Raw genomic sequence first — 25173 nt, 5'->3', positions numbered from 1 at the left:
GAAACCGTTGGGAAACCGGGCATTGCGCACGGTCGCTCGCGACCGTACAGACGCAAGGCGTTGCCGGATCGTTCCCCACCGGCCTGGGGTCCATGCCGCGCACCCCGTACCCTTGGGGATTGTGTTCCGTAGCCGTTCCAATGAAGAGAAGGCCCCCACCACCAAGGTGACGGCGGACCTCTCCAAGCAGCCCCGCGACCCCGAGGCCCCCAAGGGGCGCCCCACTCCCAAGCGGAGTGAGGCGCAGACTCAGCGACGCCGGGCCTCGACCGTGCCGACCGACCGCAAGGAGGCCGCCAAGCGCCAGCGCGAGGCGCGCCGGATCGACATGGCAAAGCAGCGCGAGGCGCTCGCCAACGGCGACCAGCGCTACCTCCCGGCCCGCGACAAGGGGCCGGTGCGCAAGTTCGTCCGCGACTTCGTCGACTCCCGGTTCTCGGTCGCCGAGATGTTCCTGCCGCTCGCGGTGATCATCCTGGTCCTCTCGATGATCCGCATTGGCAGCCTGCAGAACCTCTCGCTGCTGCTGTGGCTCGTCGTGATCGTGCTGATCGTCGTCGACTCGATCGGGCTCGCCTTCCGTCTGAAGAGGGCGCTGGCCGCCCGCTTCCCGGACGAGCCGAAGAAGGGCGCCGTCGCCTACGGTCTGATGCGCACGCTCCAGATGCGCCGGCTGCGGCTGCCGAAGCCGCAGGTCAAGCGCGGAGAGCGGCCCTGAGTCCGGATGCGTCCGGGTTCGCCGGCGCCTCCGGTGCCTGGCTGAAGGGCCTCGGCGGGCTGCGCAACGTCGTCCGCCAGGAACTCGTGGCCCGTCAGCTGGACGAGCAGATAGCCGCCCGCTTCCCGGTGGGCCAGCGCCTGCGGGTCCTGGACGTCGGCATGGGCCAGGGCACCCAGGCCCTGCGCCTGGCCCGCGCCGGGCACTCGGTGACGGGCCTGGAGTCCGACGCGCAGATGCTGAAGGTGGCGCGCGAGGCGCTGGCCACCGAGCCCGAGGGTATCCGCGAGCGGGTCCGGCTGATCGAGGGCGACGGTCGCGAGACCGGCGTGCACTTCCTGCCGGGCTCCTTCGACGTGGTGCTCTGCCACGGGGTGCTGATGTACGTCCAGGACCCGGACGCGATGCTCGCGGGGCTGGCCCGGATGCTCGCCCCGGGCGGGCTGCTCTCGCTGCTCGTGCGCAACGCGGACGCGCTGGCCATGCGCTCGGGGCTCGCCGGGGACTGGCCGGGCGCCCTGTCGGCCTTCGACACGGATTCGTACACCAACCGCCTGGGTCTGGCGGTGCGCGCCGACCGTCTGGCCGTGCTGACCCGCACGCTCGACGGGATCGCGGCGCCGCTGCACGCCTGGTACGGGGTGCGGGTGTTCACCGACAACGCGCCCGACGACGCGCAGCTGCCGGCCGCCGACGAGCTGGAGCGGCTGCTCGCGGCCGAGGACCGGGCCGCTCGCACCGACCCCTATCGCCAGGTCGCGGCGCTGCTGCACCTGTTCGGCGTACGGGGCTGAGGCAGGGGTATCCGCCGAGTGGGCCCCGCCCGGGGCTCCGGTACCTGATCGGTCCCATCGACAGGACGCCATATCGGGCAAAAGGGATACTCCTGCCATGGATGCATCTCTTCGCCGCAGCCGGGTGCGCCGTACCGTGCCGATCGTGACCGCCGTCGTCGCCATCTCCGGGCTCCTCGGCGGGTGTTCGCAGTCCGGCTCCGCCGCGCCGAGGGAGCCGTCGAGCCCCTCGGCGTCGACCTCCCGCAGCAGCGGATCCGTCACCGACAGCCTGCAGAGCGACTACCAGCGGGTGATCAAGAACGTGCTGCCGTCGGTCGTGCAGATCGACGCGTCCAACAGTCTCGGTTCGGGGATCGTCTACGACGGTCAGGGGCACGTCGTCACCAACGCCCATGTCGTGGGCAACGGGCGGACCTTCAAGGTCTGGACCTCCGGCAGCAGTTCGGCGATCACCGCGCGGCTGGTGGCGGCCTATCCCGAGCAGGATCTCGCCGTGATCAAGCTCGACTCCGTGCCGAGCGGGCTGAAGCCGGCCAGGTTCGGCGACTCGGCCAAGGTCGAGATGGGGCAGATCGTCCTGGCGATGGGTTCGCCGCTCGGCCTGTCCTCCAGCGTCACCCAGGGCATCGTCTCCGCGACCGGCCGCACCGTCTCGGAGGGCCAGGGCGGCGGCGGTACCGGGGCGACCATCGCCAACATGGTGCAGACCTCGGCCGCGATCAACCCCGGCAACAGCGGCGGCGCGCTGGTCAACCTCGACAGCGAGGTCATCGGCATCCCCACCCTCGCCGCCACCGATCCGGACATGGGCGGCAGCGCGGCACCCGGCATCGGCTTCGCGATCCCGGTGTCGATGGTGCGGACGGTCGCCGACCAGATCATCAAGAGCGGCAAGGTCACCGACTCGGGGCGGCCCGCGCTCGGCATCACCGGACGCACCGTGGTGGACAGCGGCTACCAGCCCGCGGGCGTCGCGATCGTGGACGCCAAGGCGGACGGCGCCGCGGCCAAGGCGGGCCTGAAACCGGGCGACATCGTCGTCAAGGCCGGTGGCACCGACATCACGACGATCACCTCGCTGACGGAGGCGCTGGCCGCGCACAAGCCCGGACAGAAGATCGAGGTGACGTACCTGCGTGACGGGGTCAGGAAGACCGCCGAGGTCACGCTGGGCGAGGTGTGAGCGCGGCCGGGGGCGCGCGGCGCCCCGGCCGCGCCGGGGTCAGACCTGTTCGGCGTGCAGGCTCATCGGCCCGTAGATCTGTGTGCTGTCCTCGAAGAGGAAGACCTGGTCGGCGCCGCCTTCGAGCAGGTCCTTCCACACCTCGCCGATCCAGGACTCCGCATCGCCCTGGGTAGTGAAGTCCTCCGGCGCCACCGCCGGCTCGACCTCCGAACCGTCCGACTTCTCGAAACGCCACGTCCACGCCATGTCCGCCTCCTGGGTCACGTTGCTGCCCGCAGCGTAACCGGGCGCGCAAGAGGGCCGGTGACGCGGGAGGATCGTGCCGTGGAACTGACTCTCCTCGGCACCGGGGCCCCCGCCGGGCTGCCGCGCCCCGACTGTCCCTGCGCCGCGTGCGCCGTCGCCCGCGGCAGCGGGGTGCGCGCCGCGACCGCCCTGCTCGTCGACGGCGCGCTGCTGCTCGACCTCACCCCGGGCGCGGCGCTCGCCGCCGCCCGCGCCGGGCACTCGCTGGCGGGCGTGCGGCAGGTGCTGCTCACCCATCCGCACGACGGGCCCGCCATGGAACTGCCCGCCGGGCTGCCCGCGGCCGGACGGGTGCCGGACGGCCGCAGGCTGACGCTGATCAGCGGCCACCGGGTGCTTGCGGTCCCCCTCGACTCGCCGGGTACGGGATACGAGGTGACGTCCCCGGAGGGCGACCGGCTGCTGTACCTGCCGCCGGGCGGCGCGCCCTCGGGCCCGGCCGAGGTGCGTCCGTACGACATGGTGGTGGCCGATGTGGCGGGGCGGCCCGACGCGCTGGCGCGGCTGCGGGCGGCGGGCGGCATCGGGCCGGCCACCGATGTGATCGCCGTGCACCTCGACCACGATGTGCCGCCCGGCCGGGAGTTGACGCGCCGGCTCGCGGCGCTCGGCGCCCGCGCGGTGCCGGACGGGACGACGCTGGTGGTCGGCGAGTACCACGCGGTGCCCGATCTGCCACGCCGCACGCTGGTCCTGGGCGGCGCGCGGTCGGGGAAGTCGGTGGAGGCCGAGCGGCGTCTGGAGGGCTTTCCGCAGGTCGTGTACGTCGCGACGAGCGGCTCGCGGAGCGGGGACGCGGAGTGGGCGGCGCGGGTCGGACTGCACCGCGAGCGCCGGCCCTCCTCGTGGCGCACCGAGGAGACCTGCGAACTGGCGCCGCTCCTCAAGGAGTCGGGGCCGCCACTGCTGATCGACTGCCTGGCGCTGTGGCTGACCGACGCGATGGACCGGGTCGGCGCCTGGGACGACGAGAAGTGGGCGGCGGGCGGCGAGCGGGCGCTGAGGGAACGTACGGCCGAACTGGTCGCCGCGGTCCGCGCCACCTCGCGCACGCTGGTGGTGGTGAGCAACGAGGTGGGGTCGGGCGTGGTGCCGGCCACCTCCTCGGGACGGCGCTTCCGGGACGAACTGGGGCGCCTGAACGCGGTGTTCGCCGCCGAGTGCGAGCAGGTGCTCCTCGTGGTCGCCGGGCAGGCGCTCACGCTGCGCGGCTGACCGCGGCGGGCTGCCGGTACTGTTCGGCAGATGAGCAGGCTGAACCTGGACGACTTCTCCGATCTGATCGAACGCCCCGACAACGGTGTGCGCCGGGACGCCGAGGAACGCCGGGAGCGGCTGACCGTGCCGCCCGGCGCGCTCGGCCGGCTCGACGAACTGGCCACCTGGCTCTCGGCGGCTCAGGGCGCCAGCCCGGTCCGGTCCGTCGAGCGGCCCCGCGTGGTCCTGTTCGCGGGCGACCACGGCGTGGCCGACCTTGGCGTCTCCGCCCGCCCGGCGGGCTCCGCGCACACACTCGTACGCGCGATCCTGGACGGCGCGAGCCCGGTCGCGGTGCTCGCCCGGGGCCGGCGCGTGCCGGTCCGCGTCGTCGACGCGGGTCTTGACTGCGATCCCGCGCTGCTGCCCGAGGACGTCGTACGCCACCGGGTGCGGCGCGGCAGCGGGCGCATCGACGTCGAGGACGCGCTGACCGTCGAGGAGGCGGAGGCGGCCGTGCGGCTCGGGGTGCGGATCGCCGACGAGGAGGCCGACTCCGGCACCGATCTCGTGGTGCTCGGCGACGTCAGCGTCGGCGGCACCACCCCCGCCGCGGTGCTCATCGCGGCGCTGTGCGGGACGGACGCCTCGGTGGTCACCGGGCGCGGCGGCGCCGGGATCGACGATCTGGCGTGGATGCGCAAGTGCGCGGCGATCCGGGACGCGCTGCGCCGGGCCCGGCCGGTTCTCGGCGACCAGCTGGAACTTCTGGCCGCGGTGGGCGGCGCGGACCTTGCCGCGACCACCGGTTTCCTGCTGCAGTGTGCGGTGCGCAGACTGCCGGTGATCCTGGACGGGGTCGTCGCGTCAGCCTGCGCGCTGGTGGCTCAGCGGGCGGCCTTCCGGGCTCCGGAATGGTGGCTCGCGGGCCAGTTGAGCGGCGAGCCGGGCCAGGCGAAGGCGCTGGACCGGCTGGCGCTCAACCCTCTGCTCGATCATGGCGTCACAGTGGGCGAAGGAACCGGGGCACTGCTCGCTCTTCCCCTCGTACAAGCCGCGGCCGCCTTGGCCGCGGAGCTGCCCGAGCGCACCGACCGGCGCACGGAGAGCCCAGAGGAGAGCAGCGACGAGTGAGCCGCGGTAGGGCCGGGGGCTTCCCCCGGCTCCACCCGCGTCCGCTGTGAAGCGCTTTGCCCCCATATCATCGCGTTTCATGGGAGAAGTCCGCTTGAGTACCACCGAAGGAACGAACCCGAGCACCGCCCGGTCGCGACGCAGCATGGCGTTCGCCGTGTGGTACCTGCGCGTCGTGACGTTCATCAATTTCCTGAGCGCCGTGTGGGTCACCCTCGGCCAGGGGCTTCGGCGGCACAACACGGACGACTATTTCACGCCGTACCTGCTCGAAGCCGGCTTCACCTCCGGTGTCGTCACGCTCTTCCTCGCCGTCACCATGCGGCGGCGCAAGCGGGCCGCCTGGATCCTCAACATGGTGCTCGGCGGGCTCTTCTTCCTGCTCTTCGCGTTCGCCATGGCCTTCCCGGAGATCCACCGCTACGCGCAGAACTGGATCTCCCTCGCACTGACCGCGGCCTTCGTCCTCGCGCTGCTGCTCGGCCGCAGGGAGTTCTACGCCAAGGGCGACCGCTCCAATCCACTGGCGGCGGTCGCGACCGCGGTCGGCGGCCTGCTCGTCGCATCGCTGTGCGCGGCCGTCCTGGTCAGCGCCACCAACACCTACGACGGCGCCGACCACTCCACCTTCCTGGAGCGCTGGCGCTACGGCGTGATGCGGCTTGTGTTCCTGGTCCCCGACGACCGGCACACCCAGGGCATCACCACCCCGGGCTGGGTCAACGTCACCATCAACGTCCTGGCCACCCTGCTCCTGATCGCGGTCATCTACGCGGCCTTCCGCAACCGCAAGGCGGTCGACCCGCTCACCGTCGAGGACGAGGAGAAGCTGCGCGCGCTCCTGGACAAGCAGGGCGAGCGCGACTCGCTCGGCTACTTCGCGCTGCGCCGCGAGAAGGCCGTCATCTGGTCCCCGACCGGCAAGGCCGCCGTCACCTATCGCGTGATCAACAGCGTCTCGCTGGCCTCCGGCGACCCGATCGGCGACCCCGAGGCCTGGCCGGGCGCGATCGAGCCGTGGCTCGCCGAGGCCCGCGCGCACGGCTGGATCCCGGCCGTGACCGGCGCCAGCGAGGAGGCCGGGCAGATCTACGCCCGGCACGGCCTGGACGCCCTGGAGATGGGCGACGAAGCGATCGTGGAGACCTCCGAGTTCACCCTGGAGGGCCGCGCGATGCGGACCGTGCGCCAGGCCTACAACCGCGTGAAGCGGGCCGGCTACGAGGTGCGGATCCGCCGCCACGCGGACATCCCCGCCGAGGAGATGGCCGAACTCCTGCGCAAGGCCGACGACTGGCGCGACGGCGCCACCGAGCGCGGCTTCTCCATGGCGCTCGGCCGGCTCGGCGACCCCGCCGACGGCCAGTGCATGATGCTCGAATGCTTCGACGGCGAGGGCGAGTTGAGGGCGCTGCTCAGCTTCGTGCCCTGGGGCCCCAACGGAGTCTCCCTCGACCTGATGCGCCGTGACCGCGACTCCGAGAACGGCCTGATCGAGTTCATGGTGATCGAACTCCTCCAGCGCGCCGAAGAGATCAAGATCACTCAGGTCTCGCTGAACTTCGCGATGTTCCGTTCCGTCTTCGAGCGCGGCTCGAAGCTCGGGGCAGGACCCGTGCTGAGGCTGTGGCGCTCGCTCCTCAGCTTCTTCTCCCGCTGGTGGCAGATCGAGTCGCTGTACCGGTCCAACGCCAAGTACCGGCCTATCTGGGAGCCGCGGTTCACCTTGTTCGAGAAGAGCGCAGACCTGCCACGGATCGCCATCGCATCCGCGCGCGCCGAAGGATTCCTGGAAGCCCCCGGCCTGCCCAAGTGGCTGCACCGCAGACACCTGGAGTCGCAGAGGTGAACGGCGCCACGGGGGCGGTGCGCCGGTTCGCCGGGCGGGAGTGGGGCCCGCTGTTCAAAACCGTCAAGTACGCGCTGCGCACCCAGCGCTGGCGGGCCATCCCCCTCACCCTCTCGGCGGTCCTGCTGACCTCGGTCTGCCAGATCGTGCAGAACCAGTCCTGGGGCTTTCGGCCGATCCAGGTCATCGGCTCGGTGAAGGCCGAGTACCCGCTGTGGATCTCGCTGCTGCGCACCCCGTTCTCGCTCTTCGTGCCGGCCCTCGACCTGCCGGTGTGGGGTGCGCTCGGCCAGGTGTTGGTGGTGTTCGGCATCGCGGAGATCTGCATCGGCCGGGCCCGGATGCTGCTCATCGCGTACGCGGCGACGCTGGCCGGGACCATGTACGCGCGGGTCGCCATCGCGATCGGTCCGGACAGCGTCCTCGGGCTGCCCAAGGCGGCCGCGCGGATGGTCGACACCGGCCCCTCGGCGGCGGTGGTCGCCCTCGCGGTGTACGTGTGCTGGCGCTACCGGGCGTACTGGACGGCCGGCGCCGTGGTGCTGGCGATGGCCATCGAGGTGGTCCTGAAGAACAACCTCGCGGGCAAGGAGCACATCGCGGCGCTCGTCGCGGTGGCCGTGCTCTGCGGGATCACCTGGCGACGGCGCAAGAGGCGCCGCCGCCGGTGTGATCAGGGGCGGCCCACCGGACGCCTGTCGGGTGCGCCGCCGATCCAGTCCTGAAAGCGCCGGCGCCGCCGCGACCAGCGCTGGTCGTGACGGTAGGCCCTGAGCCCGGCCCTGGCCCTGGCGCGCGGCCGGTTCCGGTAGAAGCGCCGCGCCCACGGGGACCCCGGCCGGGCCAGCCGGATCGCGCCGAACAGCGCCACGAACGGTACGAACGTACCGATCATCGCGAGCCGCACCTTGCCCTTGACCAGCGCGATCAGCACGAAGCAGAAGTTGACCGCGAGCGTGGCGATGAAGGACGCCCGGTCCTGGCGTTCACCGGCGCTCACGTCGTTGACGCCGAGCGGTGAGAATCCGGCGAGCACGAGCATCATCAGGGCAGCGGCCATCACCACGACCTCGACGCTCTTGCGCCCGTTCTCGCTCCAGTACACGTCGTCCAGGTGCAGGATCAGCGCGAACTCGTCCAGGACCAGGCCGGCGCCCGTCCCGAACACCACGGCGAACAAGGACGCCGCGATCCCGTGCCGTCCGCTGCCGACCGCCCCGAAACCGCCGATCATGGTGAGGACGACCCCGGGCACCACGTGGTGAATGTGCAGCCCGCCGGGCCGGATGTTACGGAAGGGTCCGCGCCCGGCCCGGATCAGCCGGGTGATCGAGCGGGTGATCACGAACGTCAGGACGAAGGCGGCCAGGGCGAGCAGCATGGGGAGTTTGCCCGGCTCGGTGATGTTGCGGTAGAACCAGTGACCCATCCCACCCGCTCCTGTTTGCGCTGATATGCGCAATTTACCGCCGCTGAGGGCCGGTCCGCTCGGGATACCCTGCGCCGGGTGAACCCCAGTAAGGCCCTGCACGGCGTACGTTTCGCCTTCGGCACCCTCACCGTCTTCCCCGCCCGCATCACGCGCTGGGACCGCGCGACCGCCCGCGCCGGGATGACGCTCGCCCCGCTGGCCGGGCTCGCCGTCGGGCTGTGCGCGGCGGCCGCGGGCGCCGGGTTCTGGGTGCTGGGTTCGGGGCCACTGCTCGCGGCGGTCGTGAGCACGGCGGCGCCCGCCCTGCTCACCCGGGGTCTGCATCTGGACGGCCTGGCGGACGTCGCCGACGGCCTGGGCAGCGCCAAGCCCGCCGAGGACGCGCTGCGCATCATGAAGCGCTCCGACATCGGCCCCTTCGGCGTCGTGTCCCTGCTGTTCTTCCTGCTGGCCCAGACCGCCGCGCTGTCGCGGCTGTACGAGGACGGCTGGGCCCGGGGCGCCGGGGCCGTCGTCATCTCGGCCGTGGCCGCCCGCACCGCGCTCACCCTCGCCTCCCGGCGCGGCATCCCGGCGGCCCGCCCGGACGGGCTCGGTGCGGTGGTGGCGGGCACGGTGGCGGCGCGGCGCGCGTTCACGGTGGCCGCGCTGGTCACCGCGGCGGCGGCGGCCTCCGGCCTGCTCCTTGGACCCCGGTCGGCGCTGCACTGCGCGATCGCTGTGCCGGCCGGGCTCGCCGTCGCGCAGGTGCTGCTGCGGCGCTGCGTGCGCCGGTTCGGCGGGGTGACGGGCGATGTGTTCGGGGCGGTCGCGGAGACCGCGGCCACGGTGACACTGGTCGCGCTCGCCCTCGGCCTCGGCTGAGAGCCTGCGGGCCTGAGAGACGGCTTTCAGCAGGCCTGGCGCCACTCCTTCAAGTCGTACTTCTTCTCCATCGAGCTGAACCCCAGCTGCTTGGACTCGGCGCAGAAGCGGGCCGGCGGAAGTTCGTACTCGACGTGGAAGACGGCCTTGCCTGCCCGCACGAACGGCGTGAGCTTGTCGCACTCGCCGTACTGGGCGCACTGCTCGTTGACCGCGAAGTCGAAGTGGGCGAGCAGCCGCGGGATCTGGTCGAGGTCGTTCTTCAGGCCGACCGCCAGACCGCGGTCGTGGGCCAGCTTGGCGATGAGCTCGTTGTACTTGAGCTGGTCGGCGGCCTTGAGCGGGAAGCCGGTGTCGTTGGCGTAACCGTCCATGTTGTCCGGCTCGACCGCGTCGAAGCCCTTGGCCCTGCACAGGTCGAAGCGCTTGGCGATGAGCGGTTCGAGCACGTCGGTGCGGCGGATGTCGAGCCAGCGCTCGCCGTCCCAGCCGTTGCCCTTGCCGAGCACGGACTTGGGGAACTGTTTGGCGTCCGGCCGCCAGTCCTCCCAGGCACCCGTCGAGGTGTAGCAGATGACCTTGCGGCCCCTGCGGTGCAGATCGGCGACGGCCGCCGCGTCCTGGTCGAAGGCGTCGATGTCGTACACCTGGACGTCGACGGTCGCATCGAGCTTGCCCTTGAGCTGCCACTGCCAGCTCAGCCCCGGCCTGGGCTGCCAGTGCGGGCCCGAGGGTGCGGGCGGCGGCCCGGTGTCCTCGCCGTCCCCGTCGTCGGGGCCGGACGGTGAGCTGGTGCAGGCCGCGAGCAGGAGCAGCGGGACCAGCAGCCAGAGTGCGCGTCTCACGAAACGGGCTCCAAGCGGTGCGGCAACGTGCCCCAGGGGTGCGGCAGTTGACCGGGGACGAGGCAGTGCACCGGCGCCTGGGCGACCGCGTCCGGTGGGGCGCCGTAGACCAGGTGACAGGTGTCGGGACCGGCGGGGCCGGTGGGCGGGTAGGCGGACCAGGGCCCCTCGAAGGTGACCAGGAGGTCGCCGATCCGAGCGTAGCCGGGGTGCGGCTGGGCGCCGTGGTTGAGGACGACGGTCACGTAGGTGTCGTACGTGGCGAAGAACGCGGCCCGCAGGTCGGCGTAGTACGGCAGTTGGTCGGCGGAGGTGGCCACCTGGTCCAGGAAGACTCCGTGTACGCCGTACCAGGCGCGGTGGCGGGCCGCCTCGCGCACCACGTCCTGTGGTGGGCGCCGCCCGTAGGCGGTGTCCACGTAGCCGAGCACGCGCACGCCCGCCGAGCACAGTCGCGCGGCCACCGCCGCGAAGGCCTCGTCGGGTGAACTCCCCGCGCCGCTGGCCGGGTTGAGGACGACCCCGTACAGCGAGGGCGCGGCGGCGATCAGCGCCTCCCAGGCGTCCGGGCGCTCGGCCGGATGCTCGTAGTAGGGCACAAGCAGTTTGCTCATGTACGTCCTCGCAATGTGCTCCCTCTCGACGGGCTCATGGGCGGTGGGCGGTGGCTCGTCCCAGTAGGACACAGACCAGGACGGCCAGCAGGGCGGCCGTCGTCCCCGACACCACCAGACCGGTCACCGGCGGCGCCCCGACGAGCAGCGCCAGGGTCTGGGCGACCGCCGCCGTGCAGCACACGAGGGCCGCGCCCGGCGCCGCCCCGAACGACTGGAGCAGCAGCCCGGTCCACAGCACCGCGCCGATGAGCAGCAGCGTCGCGAGGCGCGAGCCGCCCAGCGGCGGGGTGCCCGGCCACAGGCGGGCGCCGAGGGCGGCGAGCGCGGCGAGGACCACCAGGTAGACACCGAGGCAGACGGCCACGGTGGCGACGACCGAGCCGCGAAACCCCCACGCGCTCCAGGTGCTCCGCAGCCCGGCCACGCTCTTGGCACGGAAGCGGTGGAGCAGCCATTCGGCGGGACCCATGCTGAGAGTGAGCGCTATGGCCGAGGGACCGGCCACCGAGCCCGCCGAGCCGTGCCGGAAGACATCACCGAGAGCCGCGTACAGCACCAGCACGCCCGCGCCGAGCCCGAACAAGCCGTACGGGAGCGAGGTGGTGAGCCGGGGCGAGACGGCGCCGCGTGCCGGAGCCGTGGCGGCCGGACCGCGCAGCGCGCGCACGGCCAGCGTCACGGCCGCCGCCAGCGAGACGAGCAGCAGTACCGGCCCGGTGGCGGCCGGGAGCCCCGGTACGGCGCCGATCGTCATGGGCAGCAGGGCGAAGAACAGCGGGCGTTCACGGCCGAGGACCAGCAGGACGGTGGCGGCGGCCAGATAGCAGGACTGACCGGCGGCGAACGCGGCGGCGCTCAGCTCACCGGGCCCGGCCGCCGCGAGGGCGGCCAGCGCGCCGAGGGCGGCGCCGAGCGGGGCGCCCCGGCGCAGGGCGCGGACCGCGGCGGGGCGGTCGGCGAGGCTGAGCCAGGAGTGGGCGCGGTGCGAGAGCGACTGGTTCCACACCCAGCCGGTGACCGCCCCGGCGAGCAGGCACATCGTTCCTGCGGGCAGCCCGAGGGTGCCGCGGGGACCGCCCAGAAGCGGCGCGCCCAGGACGTAGGCCAGTCCGGGCAGCGCGAAGACGAGGCCGCGCAGCAGACAGGAGGCGAGGTGGGCGTGCCAGGGTTCGGCGGCCGGGACCGGCGCCGAGGGGTATCGGCGCTCGACCCGGCCGTAGAGCTCCTCGGCCAGCGAGAAGGAGTCCGGGTGCCCGTAGACGGCGCTTATCTGCGCGTCGGTCATTCCGTCGGACTCGATGATCGCCGCTATCTCGTCCGGGTGGACGGCGGCGGCTATCAAGTCCTCAAGGCGGAGGGTGAGTTCGTTGAGGGGGTCGATCGCGGCGGCCCAGGACGGGCGCTGGCGCGGGATGAAGGGCAGGGTGTCCTGCCCTTCGTCCCGGCCGATCCACAGCGAGCCGCTCACCAGGGCGACCCGCCGAGCGAGCTGGGCTGCGCCTCGCTGGACAGCTCGCGGTACCACGGGTCCGTCAGGTGCAGGGTCCACTCGTCTCCGGGGGTGAACTCGGCCTGGAGCGGCTGGGGTTCGGGGTGTCCGGCGAGTTCGAGGTAGATGCGGCGGAAGCCGTCCACCGAGCGGTGCAGGGTGAACTTGTCGATCACCCGCTGGCGGGCGGCGGCGCCCAGCCGTGCCCGCCGTTCGTGGTCACGGAGCAGCCCGACGGTCGCCTCGGCCATCACGGCGGGTTCCCGGGGCGGCACGACGAGCCCCGCCTCCCCCGCCGCCTCGCGTACGCCGCCGACGTCCGTGGACACGGTGGCCCGGCCGCAGGACATCGCTTCGATCAGCGAGAACGGGAAGCCCTCGCTGATGCTGGAGAGCATCACCACACTGCCGGACGCGTACGCGCTCGCCACGTCGCTGACCCGGCCCTCGTAGGAGATGCCGTCGGCGACGCCGAGTTCGGCGGCCAGCTTCTCCAGGCGGGTCTTGTAGTCCTCGCCACCGGCCGGCACGCCCCCGTACAACCGCAGCCGGGTGTCGGGGAGTTCGGCGCGCACGATGGCGTACGAGCGGATCAGGGTCTCCAGGTCCTTGATGGGGTCGATGCGTCCGCACCAGCTCAGGGTGGGGACGGCCGGATCGGGTCCGGCGTGCGGGAAGAGGTCGGGGTCGACGCCGTTGTAGACGGTGCGGATCCGCTCCGAGGGGGCGCCGCCGCGCTCCTCCCAGCGGCGGTTGTACTGGTTGCACGGGGTGATGAGGTCTGCCCGGCGGTAGCCCAGCGAGTTGAGCTCCCGGTAGAAGCTCAGGATCACCGATTTCACCGGCCAGTTCTGCTCGCCGGTGCGGTAGCCGAGGTAGCGCTCGCGCAGGTAGATGCCGTGCTCGGTGAGCAGGAACGGCACCCCGTCGAAGTGCTGGGCGGCGAGCGCGGGCAGGGTGGCGAGGCCGCTGCTGACCGCGTGCGCCACGCTGTCCGCCGGAATGCGGGCGGACAGCGGGCGCAGCGCGTGTTCCAGGAGGTCGGTCGCCGTCAGGGCGTCGTGCACGGTCGGTTTCGCCCTGGACAGTGCCAGGTGCGGCATCGTCCAGATCCACATCAGCGACTTCAGCGCCGCTTCGGAGCGGAGCGCCGCCGAGAGCCGCCCGGCCCGCGCCAGTTCCGCCAGGCCGTACAGCGCCGAGGCGAAGTCGCAGCCGGAGTCCGGGTCGAGCATGGCGAGCAGGAAGCGCTCGTAGGTGTCGGTGAACCGGCGCCTCTCCTTGCCGAGGAGCGGCCGGCGCCTGCCGGGCTGCGGCCCCCACAGGGGGAAGGCCGTGTGCCGGTAGACGTTGGCCGGAAGCTCCCAGGTGACCGGCTCGCGGCCGCTGCCGGTGAGGGCGACGACATTGAAGTCGACCTCCGGCATGCCGCGTACGAGCTGGTCGCACCAGGTGCTCACACCCCCGTGAATATGCGGATATGTGCCTTCCGTGAGCATGGTGACATGACGGCCACTGCTCGGCATGGATGTCCCCCCAGGACAAGCGGTCGTGCGTGACGTGCGATCAGGCGACCGGTCAGGCCGGCAGCTTCAGCGTGATCGCCGACTGGAGCAGCTCGGGCGAGGACCAGTCGGAGCGCTGACCGGCGTACGGCGTCCCGAACGCGGTGGTACCGAGGAGCAGTTGCTTGCGAGTGCCCTCCGGTGCCGTGATCGGTGCGGCCACGCCCTTGGGGCCCTGCACGGTGACAGTGTCCCCGATCCGGTAGGCGGTCACCGAACCGGCGGCCAGTGCCTTGTCCCAGGACGCACGGCGGCTGAACTCGGTTCCCGCGTCCTTCTCGCGCAGGTTGACGATCGGCGCGCTGTCCGCGTAGAGCGCCTTGTAGTCGGCGAGCACCTTGTCCAGGACCGGGTAGAGGATGCGCTCCTCGGCCAGGTTCGACTGGTGGACGTAGTGCGGCCGCGGGTCGTTCCACAGGACGTGCGACAGCGCGGTCTTGGCCTCCCTGGGCACGATGTACGTCTGGTAGCCGGTGGCGGTGTCCAGCGGTGCGGGCATGCAGGTGGAGGCCGGGTTGTTCTCGCAGACGCCGCTGCCGCCGTTGGCCTTCGAGGTGTAGAGCCAGTTGTACTCGTCGGTCATCTCGGCGGCCTTGCCGACGTTGTAGTACACGTTCATCGGGTGCCGGGGCACGGTCATGGCGGCGCCGACCGCCCGCTGGTCCGGTTCGCGCGAGGCGTCGCTGCCGGTCCACTTGACGCCATTGTCGGCGAGCGCGCCCGCCAGGTTCGGGTTGTCGTCGGGCTGCTGCGGCAGGACCTTCATGCCGGAGTGCTCACCGGTGACGAGTTCGCTCTTGTCGACCGGGAGGCCCTTCTGGGCGGCCCAGGTGTTGTTCTGCGAGATCTGCGCGGAGATGTCGGCCCGGCTCATCCACTGCGTGGAGCCGTCGGCGTTCTTCTTGCACTGCCACGGCACGACGGTGTTGTCCTGGACGCAGCCGAGGAACTCATGCGTGTAGGTGTGGTTCACCCAGCGGAACTTGGCCTTGTCGGCGAGCAGTTGGGCGGCCAGCGCGTCGGTGCCGCCGTTCTCGGTCTTCCACTCCTCCCCGGAGCCCGCGTTGAAGACCATGTCGAAGGTGAAGCCGTTGGTCTGCTCCCACTGCGCGGCGTACTGGGCGTCGGCCGCCGTCATCCGGATGTCGGTGCTCGCGGAGCCTCCGGCGGGGCAGTCGAAGTCGCCCGGGGTGCAGTTGTTGACCGTGTCCCAACGGGAGTCGGGCGCGAACACGTCATCCACGTGCACCGTGAAGTAGTTGCGGCTCTGCCCGAGATGGATGCCCTGGGTCAGCCATTCCACGATGCCCTTGGCCAGCACCTGGAACTGCTCCTGGTACTGGTTGTAGGCGAAGGTGATGACGAGTTCGCTGCGGTTGTCGTGGGTGTACTGGCCGAGCAGGGTGCCGCCGGTCGGCGCGTCGAGGTAGCTGGTGAATCCGTCCCTGGGGTGGCCCGCGTAGCCGTAACTCTCGGGGACCGAGGGGTCGTTGTCCTCGAAGGTGAGGGGCCCGTCGAGATAGCCGAAGGGGCCTGCCTTGCCGGCTGCGGTGACCTGGGACTTGGCGCCGTCCAGGACGCCGGACCAGCCGCCGTTCTGGTCGGTGTAATCGATCCCGACCTCGGGGTGGGCCCAGGTGTACGCGTCGACCTGGCGGATCCCGAAGGTCGTCTCGTACGCGGCGAGGGCGGCCTGCTCGGGGGCGGCCGCGGAGCCGAACGGGATCTCGTTGGGCGTGACCACGCCCTGGAACTTGGCGCGCGGACGGCCGCTCACGGTGTCGCTGAGGAAGGCCGCGTCGATCGTCGGGCGGCCGGCAGCGTTCAACTCGATCGTCTGGTACGGCACCCCGGTGTTCTTCAGCTCGGCGACGATGGCTCCGACCGCGCTGCCGCCGTCGTCGAGGACCAGCACCTTCAGATCGATGCGCGGCGACGCCGTGGCCGCCGCGTTCGCGGCCGGAATGGCCGTGCTGAGCAGTCCAGCGGCCATCAGCGCCGTGAGCGCAAGCCGGGTTCTGCCCAATTTCAAGGCCTTCGCCTTCATATGTCCCCCCTCATGGAACCCCTCCACTCGCGGAGCGCGCATGGAGGACCTGTGGTGATGATGCAAAGGGGCACCGTGTCCTCTGCGCCCGATTGGGGTGAGTGTGACGTAGCTCTCATGGAGCCTGCGGGCCAAACGTGAAAGAGACACCACGGATGAGTGAATTGCGGCCACCGCTCTCGAACGTCATCACCGAGCGTAGGCTCGTGGTCGGTGCGCGCTCCGCCCGAAATACGATGCACCGGGCGCCGACCGGCCCACCCGACGGTCGAACATCCGCCAGGATTCTCAAGGAAGAGAGATCTCACCACCGTGACTGCTCTGACTCTCAGCACTGCCGGTGCGGCAACGCTGCGCGCCGACGCCCTCGTCGTCGGCGTCGCCAAGGCCGCCGGTCCCAAGGGCGGACTGGTCGTCGCACCCGGCGCCGAGGCCGTGGACAAGGCGTTCGGCGGCAAGCTCGCCGCCGTCCTGGAGGTCCTCGGCGCCAGTGGTGCCGAGGGTGAAGTGACCAAGGCCGTGTCCCCCTCCGGCCTGAAGGCCCCCTTCGTCCTCGCGGTCGGCCTCGGCGCCGCCCCCGCCGACGACGAGTCGTACACCTCCGAGGTGCTGCGCACCGCCGCGGGCAACGCCGCCCGCGCCCTGCACGGCATCAAGAAGGCCGCCTTCGCGCTGCCGATCGAGGCCGCCGAGGACATCGAGGCGATCGGCGAGGGCGCGCTCCTGGGCGCGTACGCCTTCACCGCCTACCAGGACCGCGGCCCCGACGCCAAGGGCCCGCTCGCCGAGGTGGCGCTGCTCGGCGGCAAGCCGCGCGACAAGGCCCACAAGGCGGCCGTCGAGCGCACCCTCGCGCTGACCGAGGAGATCAACCGCGCCCGCGACCTGATCAACACCCCGCCCAACGACCTCACCCCCGAGGCCTTCGCCGCGGTCGTCTCGGCGGCCGGCAAGGAGCACGGCCTCAAGGTGCAGGTGCTCGACGAGAAGGCGCTGGAGAAGGGCGGCTTCGGCGGCATCCTCGGCGTCGGCGTCGGCTCGGCCAACCCGCCCCGCCTGGTGAAGATCTCGTACACGCACGCCAAGAACGCCAAGCACCTCGCGTTCGTCGGCAAGGGCATCACCTACGACTCGGGCGGCATCTCGCTCAAGCCGGCCGGCCACAACGAGACGATGAAGTGCGACATGAGCGGCGCCGCCGCGGTGTTCGCCGCCGTCGTCGCGGCCGCCCGCCTGGGCGTCGAGGCGAACGTCACCGGCTGGCTGGCGCTCGCCGAGAACATGCCGTCGGGCTCGGCCACCCGCCCTGGCGACGTGCTGCGCATGTACGGCGGCAAGACCGTCGAGGTCCTGAACACCGACGCCGAGGGCCGCCTGGTCCTGGCCGACGCGATCACCAAGGCCTCCGAGGAGAAGCCGGACGCCATCGTGGACGTCGCCACGCTGACCGGCGCGATGGTGCTGGCCCTCGGCGACCACACCTTCGGGATCATGGCCAACGACGACGCCTTCCGCACCGCGATCCACGAGATCGCGGAGGAGGTCGGCGAGCAGTCCTGGCCGATGCCGCTCCCGGCCAACCTGCGCAAGACCATGGACTCCCCCACCGCGGACCTCGCCAACATGGGCGTGCGGATGGGCGGCGGCCTGATCGCCGGTCTGTTCCTGAAGGAGTTCGTGGGCGAGGGCATCACCTGGGCCCACCTCGACATCGCGGGTCCCGCCTACAACGAGGGCGGCCCGCACGGCTACACCCCCAAGGGCGGCACCGGCTCCTCGGTGCGCACCCTGCTCAAGCTCACGGAGCGCACCGCCGCGGGCGACCTCGGCTGACCGCCCCGTACCACGCCGACGCACAGGGCGGTCCCGGGCATATGTCCGGGGCCGCCCGCGTTGACGCTCCGTACTCTCCGGGCTCGACCGGATTTCGCTGTCGATGAAACTCGCGGTGAAATCCGTACGTCGCGCGCGGCGGCGGACCCACCCCCGAGACCCGCCGAGCCGGACGATCAGCGGTCTCATACCCCGGCCCCGCGTCCCGCCTTCCGTCAACAAGTGCGAAGATGGGTTCTCGGCAGGACAGGGCCCCCACCACAGGGCCGAAGACAAGCGGCCGAATACCAGCCGCCGCCGGTCATCGACGACCGCGCCCGGCGCACATGCATGGAGGACGTGACGTGGCGAACGACGCCAGCACCGTTTTCGACCTAGTGATCCTCGGCGGTGGCAGTGGCGGCTACGCCGCGGCCCTGCGCGGAGCTCAGCTGGGCCTGGACGTCGCACTGATCGAGAAGAGCAAGCTCGGCGGCACCTGCCTGCACAACGGCTGCATCCCGACGAAGGCCCTGCTGCACGCCGGCGAGATCGCCGACCAGGCACGCGAGGCCGGCCAGTTCGGTGTCAAGGCCACCTTCGAGGGCATCGACATCAACGCCGTGCACGCGTACAAGGACGAGGTCATCTCGGGCCTGTACAAGGGTCTCCAGGGCCTGGTCGCCTCGCGCAAGGTGACCTACATCGAGGGCGAGGGACGGCTGTCCTCCGCGACCTCCGTGGACGTCAACGGCCAGCGCATCCAGGGCCGCCACGTCCTGCTGGCGACCGGCTCCGTGCCGAAGTCGCTGCCGGGTCTGGAGATCGACGGCAACCGCATCATCTCCTCGGACCACGCGCTGACCCTGGACCGCGTCCCGCAGTCCGCGATCATCCTGGGCGGCGGCGTCATCGGCGTCGAGTTCGCCTCGGCGTGGAAGTCCTTCGGCACCGATGTCACCGTCATCGAGGGCCTCAAGCACCTCGTCCCGGTCGAGGACGAGAACAGCTCCAAGATCCTTGAGCGTGCGTTCCGCAAGCGCGGCATCAAGTTCAACCTGGGCACCTTCTTCCAGAAGGCCGAGTACACCGCCAACGGTGTGAAGGTCACGCTGGCCGACGGCAAGGAGTTCGAGGCCGAGGTCCTCCTCGTCGCCATCGGCCGCGGTCCGGTCTCCCAGGGCCTCGGTTACGAGGAGCAGGGCGTCGCGATGGACCGCGGCTACGTCCTGGTCGACGAGTACATGCGTACCAACGTGCCCACCATCTCCGCCGTCGGCGACCTCGTCCCGACGCTCCAGCTCGCGCACGTCGGCTTCGCCGAGGGCATCCTGGTGGCGGAGCGTCTGGCCGGTCTCAAGACCGTCCCGATCGACTACGACGGCGTGCCGCGGGTGACGTACTGCCACCCCGAGGTCGCCTCCGTGGGCATCACCGAGGCCAAGGCCAAGGAGATCTACGGTGCGGACAAGGTCGTCGCTCTGAAGTACAACCTCGCGGGCAACGGCAAGAGCAAGATCCTCAAGACCGCGGGCGAGATCAAGCTCGTCCAGGTCAAGGACGGCGCCGTGGTCGGCGTCCACATGGTCGGTGACCGTATGGGCGAGCAAGTCGGCGAAGCCCAGCTGATCTACAACTGGGAGGCGCTTCCGGCCGAGGTCGCGCAGCTCATCCACGCGCACCCGACGCAGAACGAGGCGCTCGGCGAGGCTCACCTGGCGCTGGCCGGCAAGCCGCTGCACTCCCACGACTAATTGCCCTCGGGCGCGACGACCACTTCCGCAAATTCGTAAGGAGCAACAGAAACCATGTCGGTTTCCGTAACCCTTCCGGCGCTCGGCGAGAGCGTCACCGAGGGCACCGTCACCCGCTGGCTGAAGGCCGAGGGCGAGCGCGTCGAGGCCGACGAGCCGCTGCTCGAGGTCTCGACCGACAAGGTCGACACCGAGATCCCCGCCCCCGCCTCCGGCATCCTCGCCTCCATCAAGGTGGCCGAGGACGAGACCGTCGAGGTCGGCGCGGAGCTCGCCATCATCGACGACGGCACCGGTGCTCCGGCTGCCGCCCCGGCACCGGCCCAGGCCGCGGCCCCGGCCGCCCCGGCCCCGCAGGCGACGCCCTCCACCGAGGCCGCCGCCCCCGCGCCGGCCCCCACGGCCCAGGCCGCTTCCGGCGGTGGCTCCGCCGAGGGCACCGACGTCGTCCTCCCCGCGCTCGGCGAGAGCGTCACCGAGGGCACCGTCACGCGCTGGCTCAAGGAGGTCGGCGAGGAGGTGGCCGAGGACGAGCCGCTGCTCGAGGTCTCCACCGACAAGGTCGACACCGAGATCCCGGCGCCCGTCGCCGGTGTCCTGCTGGAGATCGTGGTCGGCGAGGACGAGACCGCCGAGGTCGGCGCCAAGCTGGCCGTCATCGGCGCCCCGGGCGCGGCTCCGGCCGCCGCCCCGGCCCCGGCCCCGGCCGCTCCGGCTCCGGCCGCCGCGCCCGCCCCGGCCCCGGCCCCGGCTCCGGCCCCCGTTGCCGCCCCGGCTCCGGCCGCTCCGGCACCGGCTCCGACCGCCGCCCCGGCCGCTCCGGCTCCGGTCGCCCAGGCTCCGGCTCCCGCTGCCGCTCCGGCTCCGGTGGCTCAGGCACCGGCTCCGGTCGCCACCGCCGGTGACGACGGCGCGTACGTCACGCCGCTGGTCCGCAAGCTCGCCTCCGAGTCCGGTGTGGACCTGGGCGCGGTCAAGGGCACCGGCGTCGGCGGCCGCATCCGCAAGCAGGACGTCATCGCCGCCGCGGAGGCCGCCAAGGCTCCCGCCCCGGCCGCCGCTCCCGCCGCGAAGAAGGCCGCCCCGTCCGTCGAGGCGTCCCCGCTGCGCGGTCAGACGGTCAAGATGACCCGCATGCGCAAGGTCATCGGCGACAACATGATGAAGGCGCTGCACACGCAGGCCCAGCTGACCACGGTCGTCGAGGTCGACATCACGAAGCTGATGAAGCTGCGCAACCAGGCGAAGGACTCCTTCGCCGCGCGTGAGGGCGTCAAGCTGTCCCCGATGCCGTTCTTCGTGAAGGCGGCGGCCCAGGCGCTGAAGGCCCACCCGGTCGTCAACGCCCGGATCAACGAGGACGAGGGCACCATCACGTACTTCGACTCGGAGAACATCGGCATCGCCGTGGACTCCGAGAAGGGTCTGATGACCCCGGTCATCAAGGGTGCGGGCGACCTCAACCTGGCCGGCATCTCCAAGGCCACGGCCGAGCTGGCCGGCAAGGTCCGCGGCAACAAGATCACCCCGGACGAGCTGTCCGGCGCGACCTTCACGATCAGCAACACCGGTTCGCGCGGTGCGCTGTTCGACACGGTCATCGTGCCCCCGAACCAGGTCGCCATCCTGGGCATCGGCGCCACCGTCAAGCGTCCGGCGGTCATCGAGACCGCCGAGGGCACCGTCATCGGCGTCCGTGACATGACGTACCTGGCGCTCTCCTACGACCACCGTCTGGTGGACGGCGCCGACGCGGCCCGCTACCTGACGGCTGTCAAGGCGATCCTGGAGGCCGGCGAGTTCGAGGTCGAGCTCGGCCTGTAAGGCTCACAAGGCACGCCGAGGCGGTTGTAAGACTCGTCTCACCAGCGGCCGCGCCCTCGCCCGGGGCTCTTCCGGGCGGGGGCGCGGCCGTATTGTTTGGAGGTCACCGCTCGCCTTAAGGAGCCCCCATGACCGTGCCCGTCGTCCACTCGCTGCGCGAGCAGATCCGCGAGCACATCGTGGAGGGGATCGTCAGCGGCCGCTGGAAGCCCGGCGAGCGGATCGTGGAGCGGCGCATCGCGGTGGAGCTCCAGGTCAGTCAGACCCCCGTACGGGAGGCCCTGCGTGAGCTGGAGAGCCTGCGTCTCATCGAGTCGGCGCCCAACAAGGGCGTCCGGGTGCGGAATCTGAGCGCGGCCGACCTGGAGGAGAGCTATCCGGTGCGGGCCGGTCTTGAGCAGATCGCGGCCGAGCTGGCGGCCGAGCGGCTCGCCGAGGACTGCTCGGCCCTGGAGCCGCACGTGGCGGCGCTGTACGAGGCGGACCGGGCGGCCGACGGCACCGCCCAGGTGCGGCACACCGTCGGTTTCCACCGGGAACTGGTGCGGGCGGCCAACAACAGTGTGCTGTTGCACACATGGGAGGGCCTCGGCATCGAGGTGTTCACCGCCCTGTCGATCCGGTGGCTCGGCACCGTGCAGAAGTCGTACGCCGAAGAGCACGCGGACCTCGTCGCGGCGTTCCGGCGGCGGGATCCGGCCATCGGCACGCTGGTGAAGGCCCATGTCCTGGGGTGCGCGCCGCGCAGCGCCTGACCTGCGCGGCGCCTTCCCGACCACCTGGAAATCCAAGGCACCGCGTGCCCTGATGGGCGGCACCCTGTGCCGACTTTCGCGATTCGAAGAAGTTTTTGGCTCAACGCTTTGATCGATCATCGATCGTCGGCTTACAGTCAACGGCGGACTCACCAGTCCAAGGCCCCGTCCTGCCAGACAAAGGCCCCTTTTTCTCCACCCCCCTCCTGTCCGGAAGGCGGCGATCATGATCGACCCCGTAGCCAAGTTTCCGAGCGAGCTCGACCAGCTCCCGGACCGTGACACCGAGGAGACCGCCGAGTGGGCGGCCTCCCTCGATGCCGTCGCCAAGGCCGCTGGCCCGCATCGGGCCGCGTATCTGATGCGCCGCACGCTTCAGCACGCCGAAGGCGCGGGCCTGGCCCTGCCGAAGCTGCTGGAGACGGACTACGTCAACACCATTCCGTCCTCCGCGGAGCCCGTCATCGACGGCGACGAGGAGATGGAGCGCCGGATCACCGCGTGGAACCGCTGGAACGCGGCGGCCATGGTGACCCGGGGCTCGAAGTACGGCGTCGGCGGCCACATCGCGACCTTCGCGTCCGCGGCCTGGCTGTACGAGACCGGCTTCAACCACTTCTTCCGCGGGAAGGAGGGCGACGGCTCCGGTGACCAGCTCTACATCCAGGGTCACGCCTCGCCCGGCATCTACGCCCGCGCCTTCCTCGACGGCCGCCTGACCGAGGCGCACCTCGACAAGTTCCGCCAGGAGTCCGCCGGCGACGGCCTGCCGTCCTACCCGCACCCGCGCCGCCTGCCCTGGCTGTGGGAGTTCCCGACCGTCTCCATGGGACTGGGCCCGCTCTCCGCGATCTACCAGGCGCGCTTCAACCGGTACCTCACCAACCGGAACATCAAGGACGTCTCGAACTCCCACGTGTGGGCGTTCCTCGGTGACGGCGAGATGGACGAGCCCGAGTCGACGGCGGCCCTCGCGCTCGCCGCCCGCGAGGGTCTGGACAACCTGACCTTCGTCATCAACTGCAACCTCCAGCGCCTGGACGGCCCGGTCCGCGCCAACTTCAAGATCGTGCAGGAGCTGGAGGCCCAGTTCCGCGGCGCCGGCTGGAACGTCGTGAAGTCGCTGTGGGGCGGCGCCTGGGACGAGCTCTTCCAGCTCGACACCACCGGCGCCCTGGTCCGCCGCCTGCGCGAGGTCCCCGACGCCCAGGTGCAGACGTACCAGACGCGCGACGCGGCCTACATCCGCGAGGACTTCTTCGGCAAGGACCCGGCGCTCGTCGAGATGGCGAAGCTGCTCTCCGACGACAAGATCCTTGAGTGCTTCCACCTCTCGCGCGGTGGCCACGAGCCGCGCAAGGTGTACGCCGCCTACAAGGCCGCCCTGTCCCACAAGGGTGCGCCGACCGTCATCCTGGCCCAGACGGTCAAGGGCTTCACCCTCGGTGAGGGCTTCGCGTCCAAGAACGCGAACCACCAGATGAAGAAGCTCACCAACGACGAGTTCAAGAACATGCGTGACCTTCTTGAACTCCCCATCTCCGACGACCAGTTCGTGGACGGTCAGGTCCCCTACGGCCACCCCGGCGCCGACTCCCCCGAGGTCCGCTACCTCCAGGAGCGCCGCGCCGCGCTCGGCGGTCCGGCCCCGGCCCGCCGCAGCCACGCGATCGCCCCGCTGCCGGCCCCGGCCGACAAGTCGTTCGCGGCGTTCGACAAGGGCTCCGGCAGCCAGTCCATGGCCACCACCATGGCGTTCGTCCGGCTGATGAAGGACCTGATCCGCGACAAGACGACCGGCAAGCGCTGGGTCCCGATCGTCCCGGACGAGGCCCGCACCTTCGGCATGGAGTCGCTGTTCCCCTCGCTCGGCATCTACTCGCCCAAGGGCCAGACGTATGAGCCGGTCGACCGCGACCAGCTGATGTACTACCGCGAGGCCAAGGACGGCCAGATCCTCAACGAGGGCATCACCGAGGCCGGCTCGATGGCCGACTTCATCGCCGCGTCCAGCGCGTACTCCACGCACGGCGAAGCGATGATCCCCTTCTACATCTTCTACTCGATGTTCGGCTGGCAGCGCACGGCCGACCAGATGTGGCAGCTCGGCGACCAGCTCGGCCGCGGCTTCCTGGTGGGAGCCACCGCCGGTCGTACGACGCTGACCGGTGAGGGTCTCCAGCACGCGGACGGTCACTCCCCGGTGATCGCGGCGACCAACCCGGCGGCCATGTCCTACGACCCGGCCTTCGCCTACGAGGTCGCGGCCATCGTCAAGGACGGTCTGCGCCGGATGTACGGCGAGGCGGCCCCGGGCGAGGACCGGGACGTCTTCTACTACCTCACCGTCTACAACGAGCCGATGCCTCAGCCGGCGAAGCCCGCGGGCATCGACGAGGGCATCGTCAAGGGCCTGTACCGCTTCAACACGGCGGAAACGGCAGGCCACACGGCACTGGCCAACGCCCCCCGCATCCAGTTGCTCGGCTCTGGCACCGCGATCCACTGGGCGCTTCAGGCACAGAAGCTGCTCGCCGAGGAGTGGGGCGTGGCAGCCGACGTGTGGTCCGCCACCTCCTGGACCGAGCTGCGCCGCGACGCCCTCGAAGCCGATGCGGCCCTGCTGCGCGGCGAGGAGCGAATTCCCTTCGTGCAGAAGGCACTTGAGGGTGTGGACTCCCCCGTCCTCGCGGTCTCCGACTACATGCGCCAGGTCCCGGACCAGATCGCGCAGTGGGTCCAGCAGGACTGGTCCTCGCTCGGCGCGGACGGCTTCGGCCTCTCCGACACCCGTGAGGCGGCCCGCCGCCACTTCGGCGTCGACGCCCAGTCGATCGTCGTCGCGGCGCTGGCCCAGCTCGCCCGGCGCGGCGAGGTCCCGGTCACGGCCGTGAAGGAAGCGCGCGAGCGCTACGGCCTGTAGGCCCACCCGGTCCACGCACGCGTGCCCCGTCCCGATTGCCGGGGCGGGGCACGCGTGCG

The 25173-nt window shown here is 71.3% G+C and carries 20 protein-coding genes; 13 read left to right on the top strand and 7 right to left on the bottom strand.

Annotated features, from left to right (window positions below):
* The first annotated feature begins 121 nt into the window (after positions 1-121).
* From OG522_RS26875 to OG522_RS26865, 3 genes are all read left to right on the top strand, one after another.
* Positions 122-718 (top strand): DUF3043 domain-containing protein, encoded by a 597-nt coding sequence (locus OG522_RS26875; RefSeq protein WP_329465570.1) that lies wholly within the window; start codon positions 122-124, stop codon positions 716-718.
* Positions 719-777: 59 nt separating this feature from the next.
* A complete protein-coding gene (locus tag OG522_RS26870; protein WP_365438395.1) occupies positions 778-1512 on the top strand; it encodes a class I SAM-dependent methyltransferase in 735 nt (244 codons plus the stop codon).
* Positions 1513-1609: 97 nt separating this feature from the next.
* Complete coding sequence (locus OG522_RS26865) at positions 1610-2698, top strand: S1C family serine protease (protein WP_329465568.1); 1089 nt, start codon at positions 1610-1612, stop codon at positions 2696-2698.
* A 39-nt stretch (positions 2699-2737) separates the two neighbouring features.
* Here OG522_RS26865 and OG522_RS26860 read toward each other — a convergent pair whose 3' ends face one another.
* Positions 2738-2947 (bottom strand): hypothetical protein, encoded by a 210-nt coding sequence (locus tag OG522_RS26860; protein ID WP_329465567.1) that lies wholly within the window; start codon positions 2945-2947, stop codon positions 2738-2740.
* A 78-nt stretch (positions 2948-3025) separates the two neighbouring features.
* Here OG522_RS26860 and OG522_RS26855 point away from each other — a divergent pair, with 78 nt between their 5' ends.
* The 4 genes from OG522_RS26855 to OG522_RS26840 all read left to right on the top strand — a co-directional run bounded on the left by OG522_RS26855 (position 3026) and on the right by OG522_RS26840 (position 7912).
* The gene (locus tag OG522_RS26855) at positions 3026-4222 is read left to right on the top strand and encodes a bifunctional adenosylcobinamide kinase/adenosylcobinamide-phosphate guanylyltransferase (RefSeq protein WP_329465566.1); all 1197 of its coding nucleotides are present in this window, start codon (positions 3026-3028) and stop codon (positions 4220-4222) included.
* Between the two features lie 30 nt (positions 4223-4252).
* Complete coding sequence (gene cobT, locus OG522_RS26850; RefSeq protein ID WP_329465565.1) at positions 4253-5338, top strand: nicotinate-nucleotide--dimethylbenzimidazole phosphoribosyltransferase; 1086 nt, start codon at positions 4253-4255, stop codon at positions 5336-5338.
* A 79-nt stretch (positions 5339-5417) separates the two neighbouring features.
* Entirely contained in the window at positions 5418-7187 is a 1770-nt protein-coding gene (locus OG522_RS26845) for a phosphatidylglycerol lysyltransferase domain-containing protein (protein ID WP_329465564.1), read from the top strand.
* Entirely contained in the window at positions 7184-7912 is a 729-nt protein-coding gene (locus OG522_RS26840; protein WP_329465563.1) for a hypothetical protein, read from the top strand. The genes OG522_RS26845 and OG522_RS26840 overlap by 4 nt, the downstream gene beginning before the upstream one ends.
* On the opposite strand, the gene OG522_RS26835 is transcribed toward OG522_RS26840, so the two are convergent.
* Positions 7861-8616: a hypothetical protein gene (locus tag OG522_RS26835; protein ID WP_329465562.1), complete on the bottom strand. Its 756-nt coding sequence runs from the start codon at positions 8614-8616 to the stop codon at positions 7861-7863. The genes OG522_RS26840 and OG522_RS26835 overlap by 52 nt on opposite strands.
* A 69-nt stretch (positions 8617-8685) precedes the next feature.
* On the opposite strand from OG522_RS26835, the gene OG522_RS26830 reads away from it, so the two are divergent.
* The gene (locus OG522_RS26830; RefSeq protein ID WP_443074844.1) at positions 8686-9483 is read left to right on the top strand and encodes an adenosylcobinamide-GDP ribazoletransferase; all 798 of its coding nucleotides are present in this window, start codon (positions 8686-8688) and stop codon (positions 9481-9483) included.
* Between the two features lie 26 nt (positions 9484-9509).
* Here the strand turns inward: OG522_RS26830 and OG522_RS26825 are convergent, their stop codons facing one another.
* From OG522_RS26825 to OG522_RS26805, 5 genes are read right to left on the bottom strand one after another with little or no spacing between them, the layout of a single operon-like run.
* Entirely contained in the window at positions 9510-10328 is an 819-nt protein-coding gene (locus tag OG522_RS26825) for an endo alpha-1,4 polygalactosaminidase (RefSeq protein ID WP_329465560.1), read from the bottom strand.
* Positions 10325-10942, bottom strand: coding sequence for a spherulation-specific family 4 protein (locus OG522_RS26820; protein WP_329465559.1), 618 nt, complete (start codon positions 10940-10942; stop codon positions 10325-10327). The genes OG522_RS26825 and OG522_RS26820 overlap by 4 nt, the downstream gene beginning before the upstream one ends.
* Before the next feature lie 34 nt (positions 10943-10976).
* Positions 10977-12413, bottom strand: coding sequence for a hypothetical protein (locus tag OG522_RS26815; RefSeq protein ID WP_329465558.1), 1437 nt, complete (start codon positions 12411-12413; stop codon positions 10977-10979).
* Positions 12410-13960 (bottom strand): GT4 family glycosyltransferase PelF, encoded by a 1551-nt coding sequence (gene pelF, locus OG522_RS26810; RefSeq protein WP_329465557.1) that lies wholly within the window; start codon positions 13958-13960, stop codon positions 12410-12412. Before pelF ends, OG522_RS26815 begins: the two co-directional genes overlap by 4 nt.
* A 52-nt stretch (positions 13961-14012) precedes the next feature.
* A complete protein-coding gene (locus tag OG522_RS26805; RefSeq protein ID WP_443074756.1) occupies positions 14013-16046 on the bottom strand; it encodes a hypothetical protein in 2034 nt (677 codons plus the stop codon).
* 312 nt (positions 16047-16358) lie between these two features.
* Between OG522_RS26805 and OG522_RS26800 the strand changes: the two genes are divergently transcribed.
* The 5 genes from OG522_RS26800 to aceE all read left to right on the top strand — a co-directional run bounded on the left by OG522_RS26800 (position 16359) and on the right by aceE (position 25114).
* Complete coding sequence (locus OG522_RS26800; protein ID WP_329465556.1) at positions 16359-17879, top strand: leucyl aminopeptidase; 1521 nt, start codon at positions 16359-16361, stop codon at positions 17877-17879.
* A gap of 344 nt (positions 17880-18223) precedes the next feature.
* A complete protein-coding gene (gene lpdA, locus OG522_RS26795; RefSeq protein ID WP_329465555.1) occupies positions 18224-19612 on the top strand; it encodes a dihydrolipoyl dehydrogenase in 1389 nt (462 codons plus the stop codon).
* A gap of 54 nt (positions 19613-19666) precedes the next feature.
* Positions 19667-21436 carry a 2-oxoglutarate dehydrogenase, E2 component, dihydrolipoamide succinyltransferase gene (sucB, locus tag OG522_RS26790; RefSeq protein ID WP_329465554.1) on the top strand — a complete coding sequence of 590 codons (1770 nt, stop codon included), beginning with the start codon at positions 19667-19669 and terminating at the stop codon, positions 21434-21436.
* Positions 21437-21564: 128 nt separating this feature from the next.
* Positions 21565-22191, top strand: coding sequence for a GntR family transcriptional regulator (locus OG522_RS26785; RefSeq protein ID WP_329465553.1), 627 nt, complete (start codon positions 21565-21567; stop codon positions 22189-22191).
* Positions 22192-22417: 226 nt separating this feature from the next.
* Positions 22418-25114, top strand: coding sequence for a pyruvate dehydrogenase (acetyl-transferring), homodimeric type (aceE, locus tag OG522_RS26780; RefSeq protein ID WP_329465552.1), 2697 nt, complete (start codon positions 22418-22420; stop codon positions 25112-25114).
* Positions 25115-25173 lie beyond the last annotated feature (59 nt).

It is taken from the genome of Streptomyces sp. NBC_01431, assembly GCF_036231355.1.
Taxonomy (GTDB): Bacteria; Actinomycetota; Actinomycetes; order Streptomycetales; family Streptomycetaceae; genus Streptomyces.
Note: the sequence above shows the minus strand (reverse complement) of the source record. Positions and strands in the feature narration are given on the sequence as shown.

Excerpts from the sequence above, each read along its gene's own strand:
- OG522_RS26865 (WP_329465568.1), top strand. The coding sequence starts at position 1,610 with ATGGATGCATCTCTTCGCCGCAGCCGGGTGCGCCGTACCGTGCCGATC.
- OG522_RS26860 (WP_329465567.1), bottom strand. The coding sequence starts at position 2,947 with ATGGCGTGGACGTGGCGTTTCGAGAAGTCGGACGGTTCGGAGGTCGAG.
- cobT (WP_329465565.1), top strand. The coding sequence starts at position 4,253 with ATGAGCAGGCTGAACCTGGACGACTTCTCCGATCTGATCGAACGCCCC.
- OG522_RS26845 (WP_329465564.1), top strand. The coding sequence starts at position 5,418 with ATGGGAGAAGTCCGCTTGAGTACCACCGAAGGAACGAACCCGAGCACC.
- OG522_RS26835 (WP_329465562.1), bottom strand. The coding sequence starts at position 8,616 with ATGGGTCACTGGTTCTACCGCAACATCACCGAGCCGGGCAAACTCCCC.
- OG522_RS26820 (WP_329465559.1), bottom strand. The coding sequence starts at position 10,942 with ATGAGCAAACTGCTTGTGCCCTACTACGAGCATCCGGCCGAGCGCCCG.
- pelF (WP_329465557.1), bottom strand. The coding sequence starts at position 13,960 with ATGCCGAGCAGTGGCCGTCATGTCACCATGCTCACGGAAGGCACATAT.
- OG522_RS26805 (WP_443074756.1), bottom strand. The coding sequence starts at position 16,046 with ATGAAGGCGAAGGCCTTGAAATTGGGCAGAACCCGGCTTGCGCTCACG.
- sucB (WP_329465554.1), top strand. The coding sequence starts at position 19,667 with ATGTCGGTTTCCGTAACCCTTCCGGCGCTCGGCGAGAGCGTCACCGAG.
- OG522_RS26785 (WP_329465553.1), top strand. The coding sequence starts at position 21,565 with ATGACCGTGCCCGTCGTCCACTCGCTGCGCGAGCAGATCCGCGAGCAC.
- aceE (WP_329465552.1), top strand. The coding sequence starts at position 22,418 with ATGATCGACCCCGTAGCCAAGTTTCCGAGCGAGCTCGACCAGCTCCCG.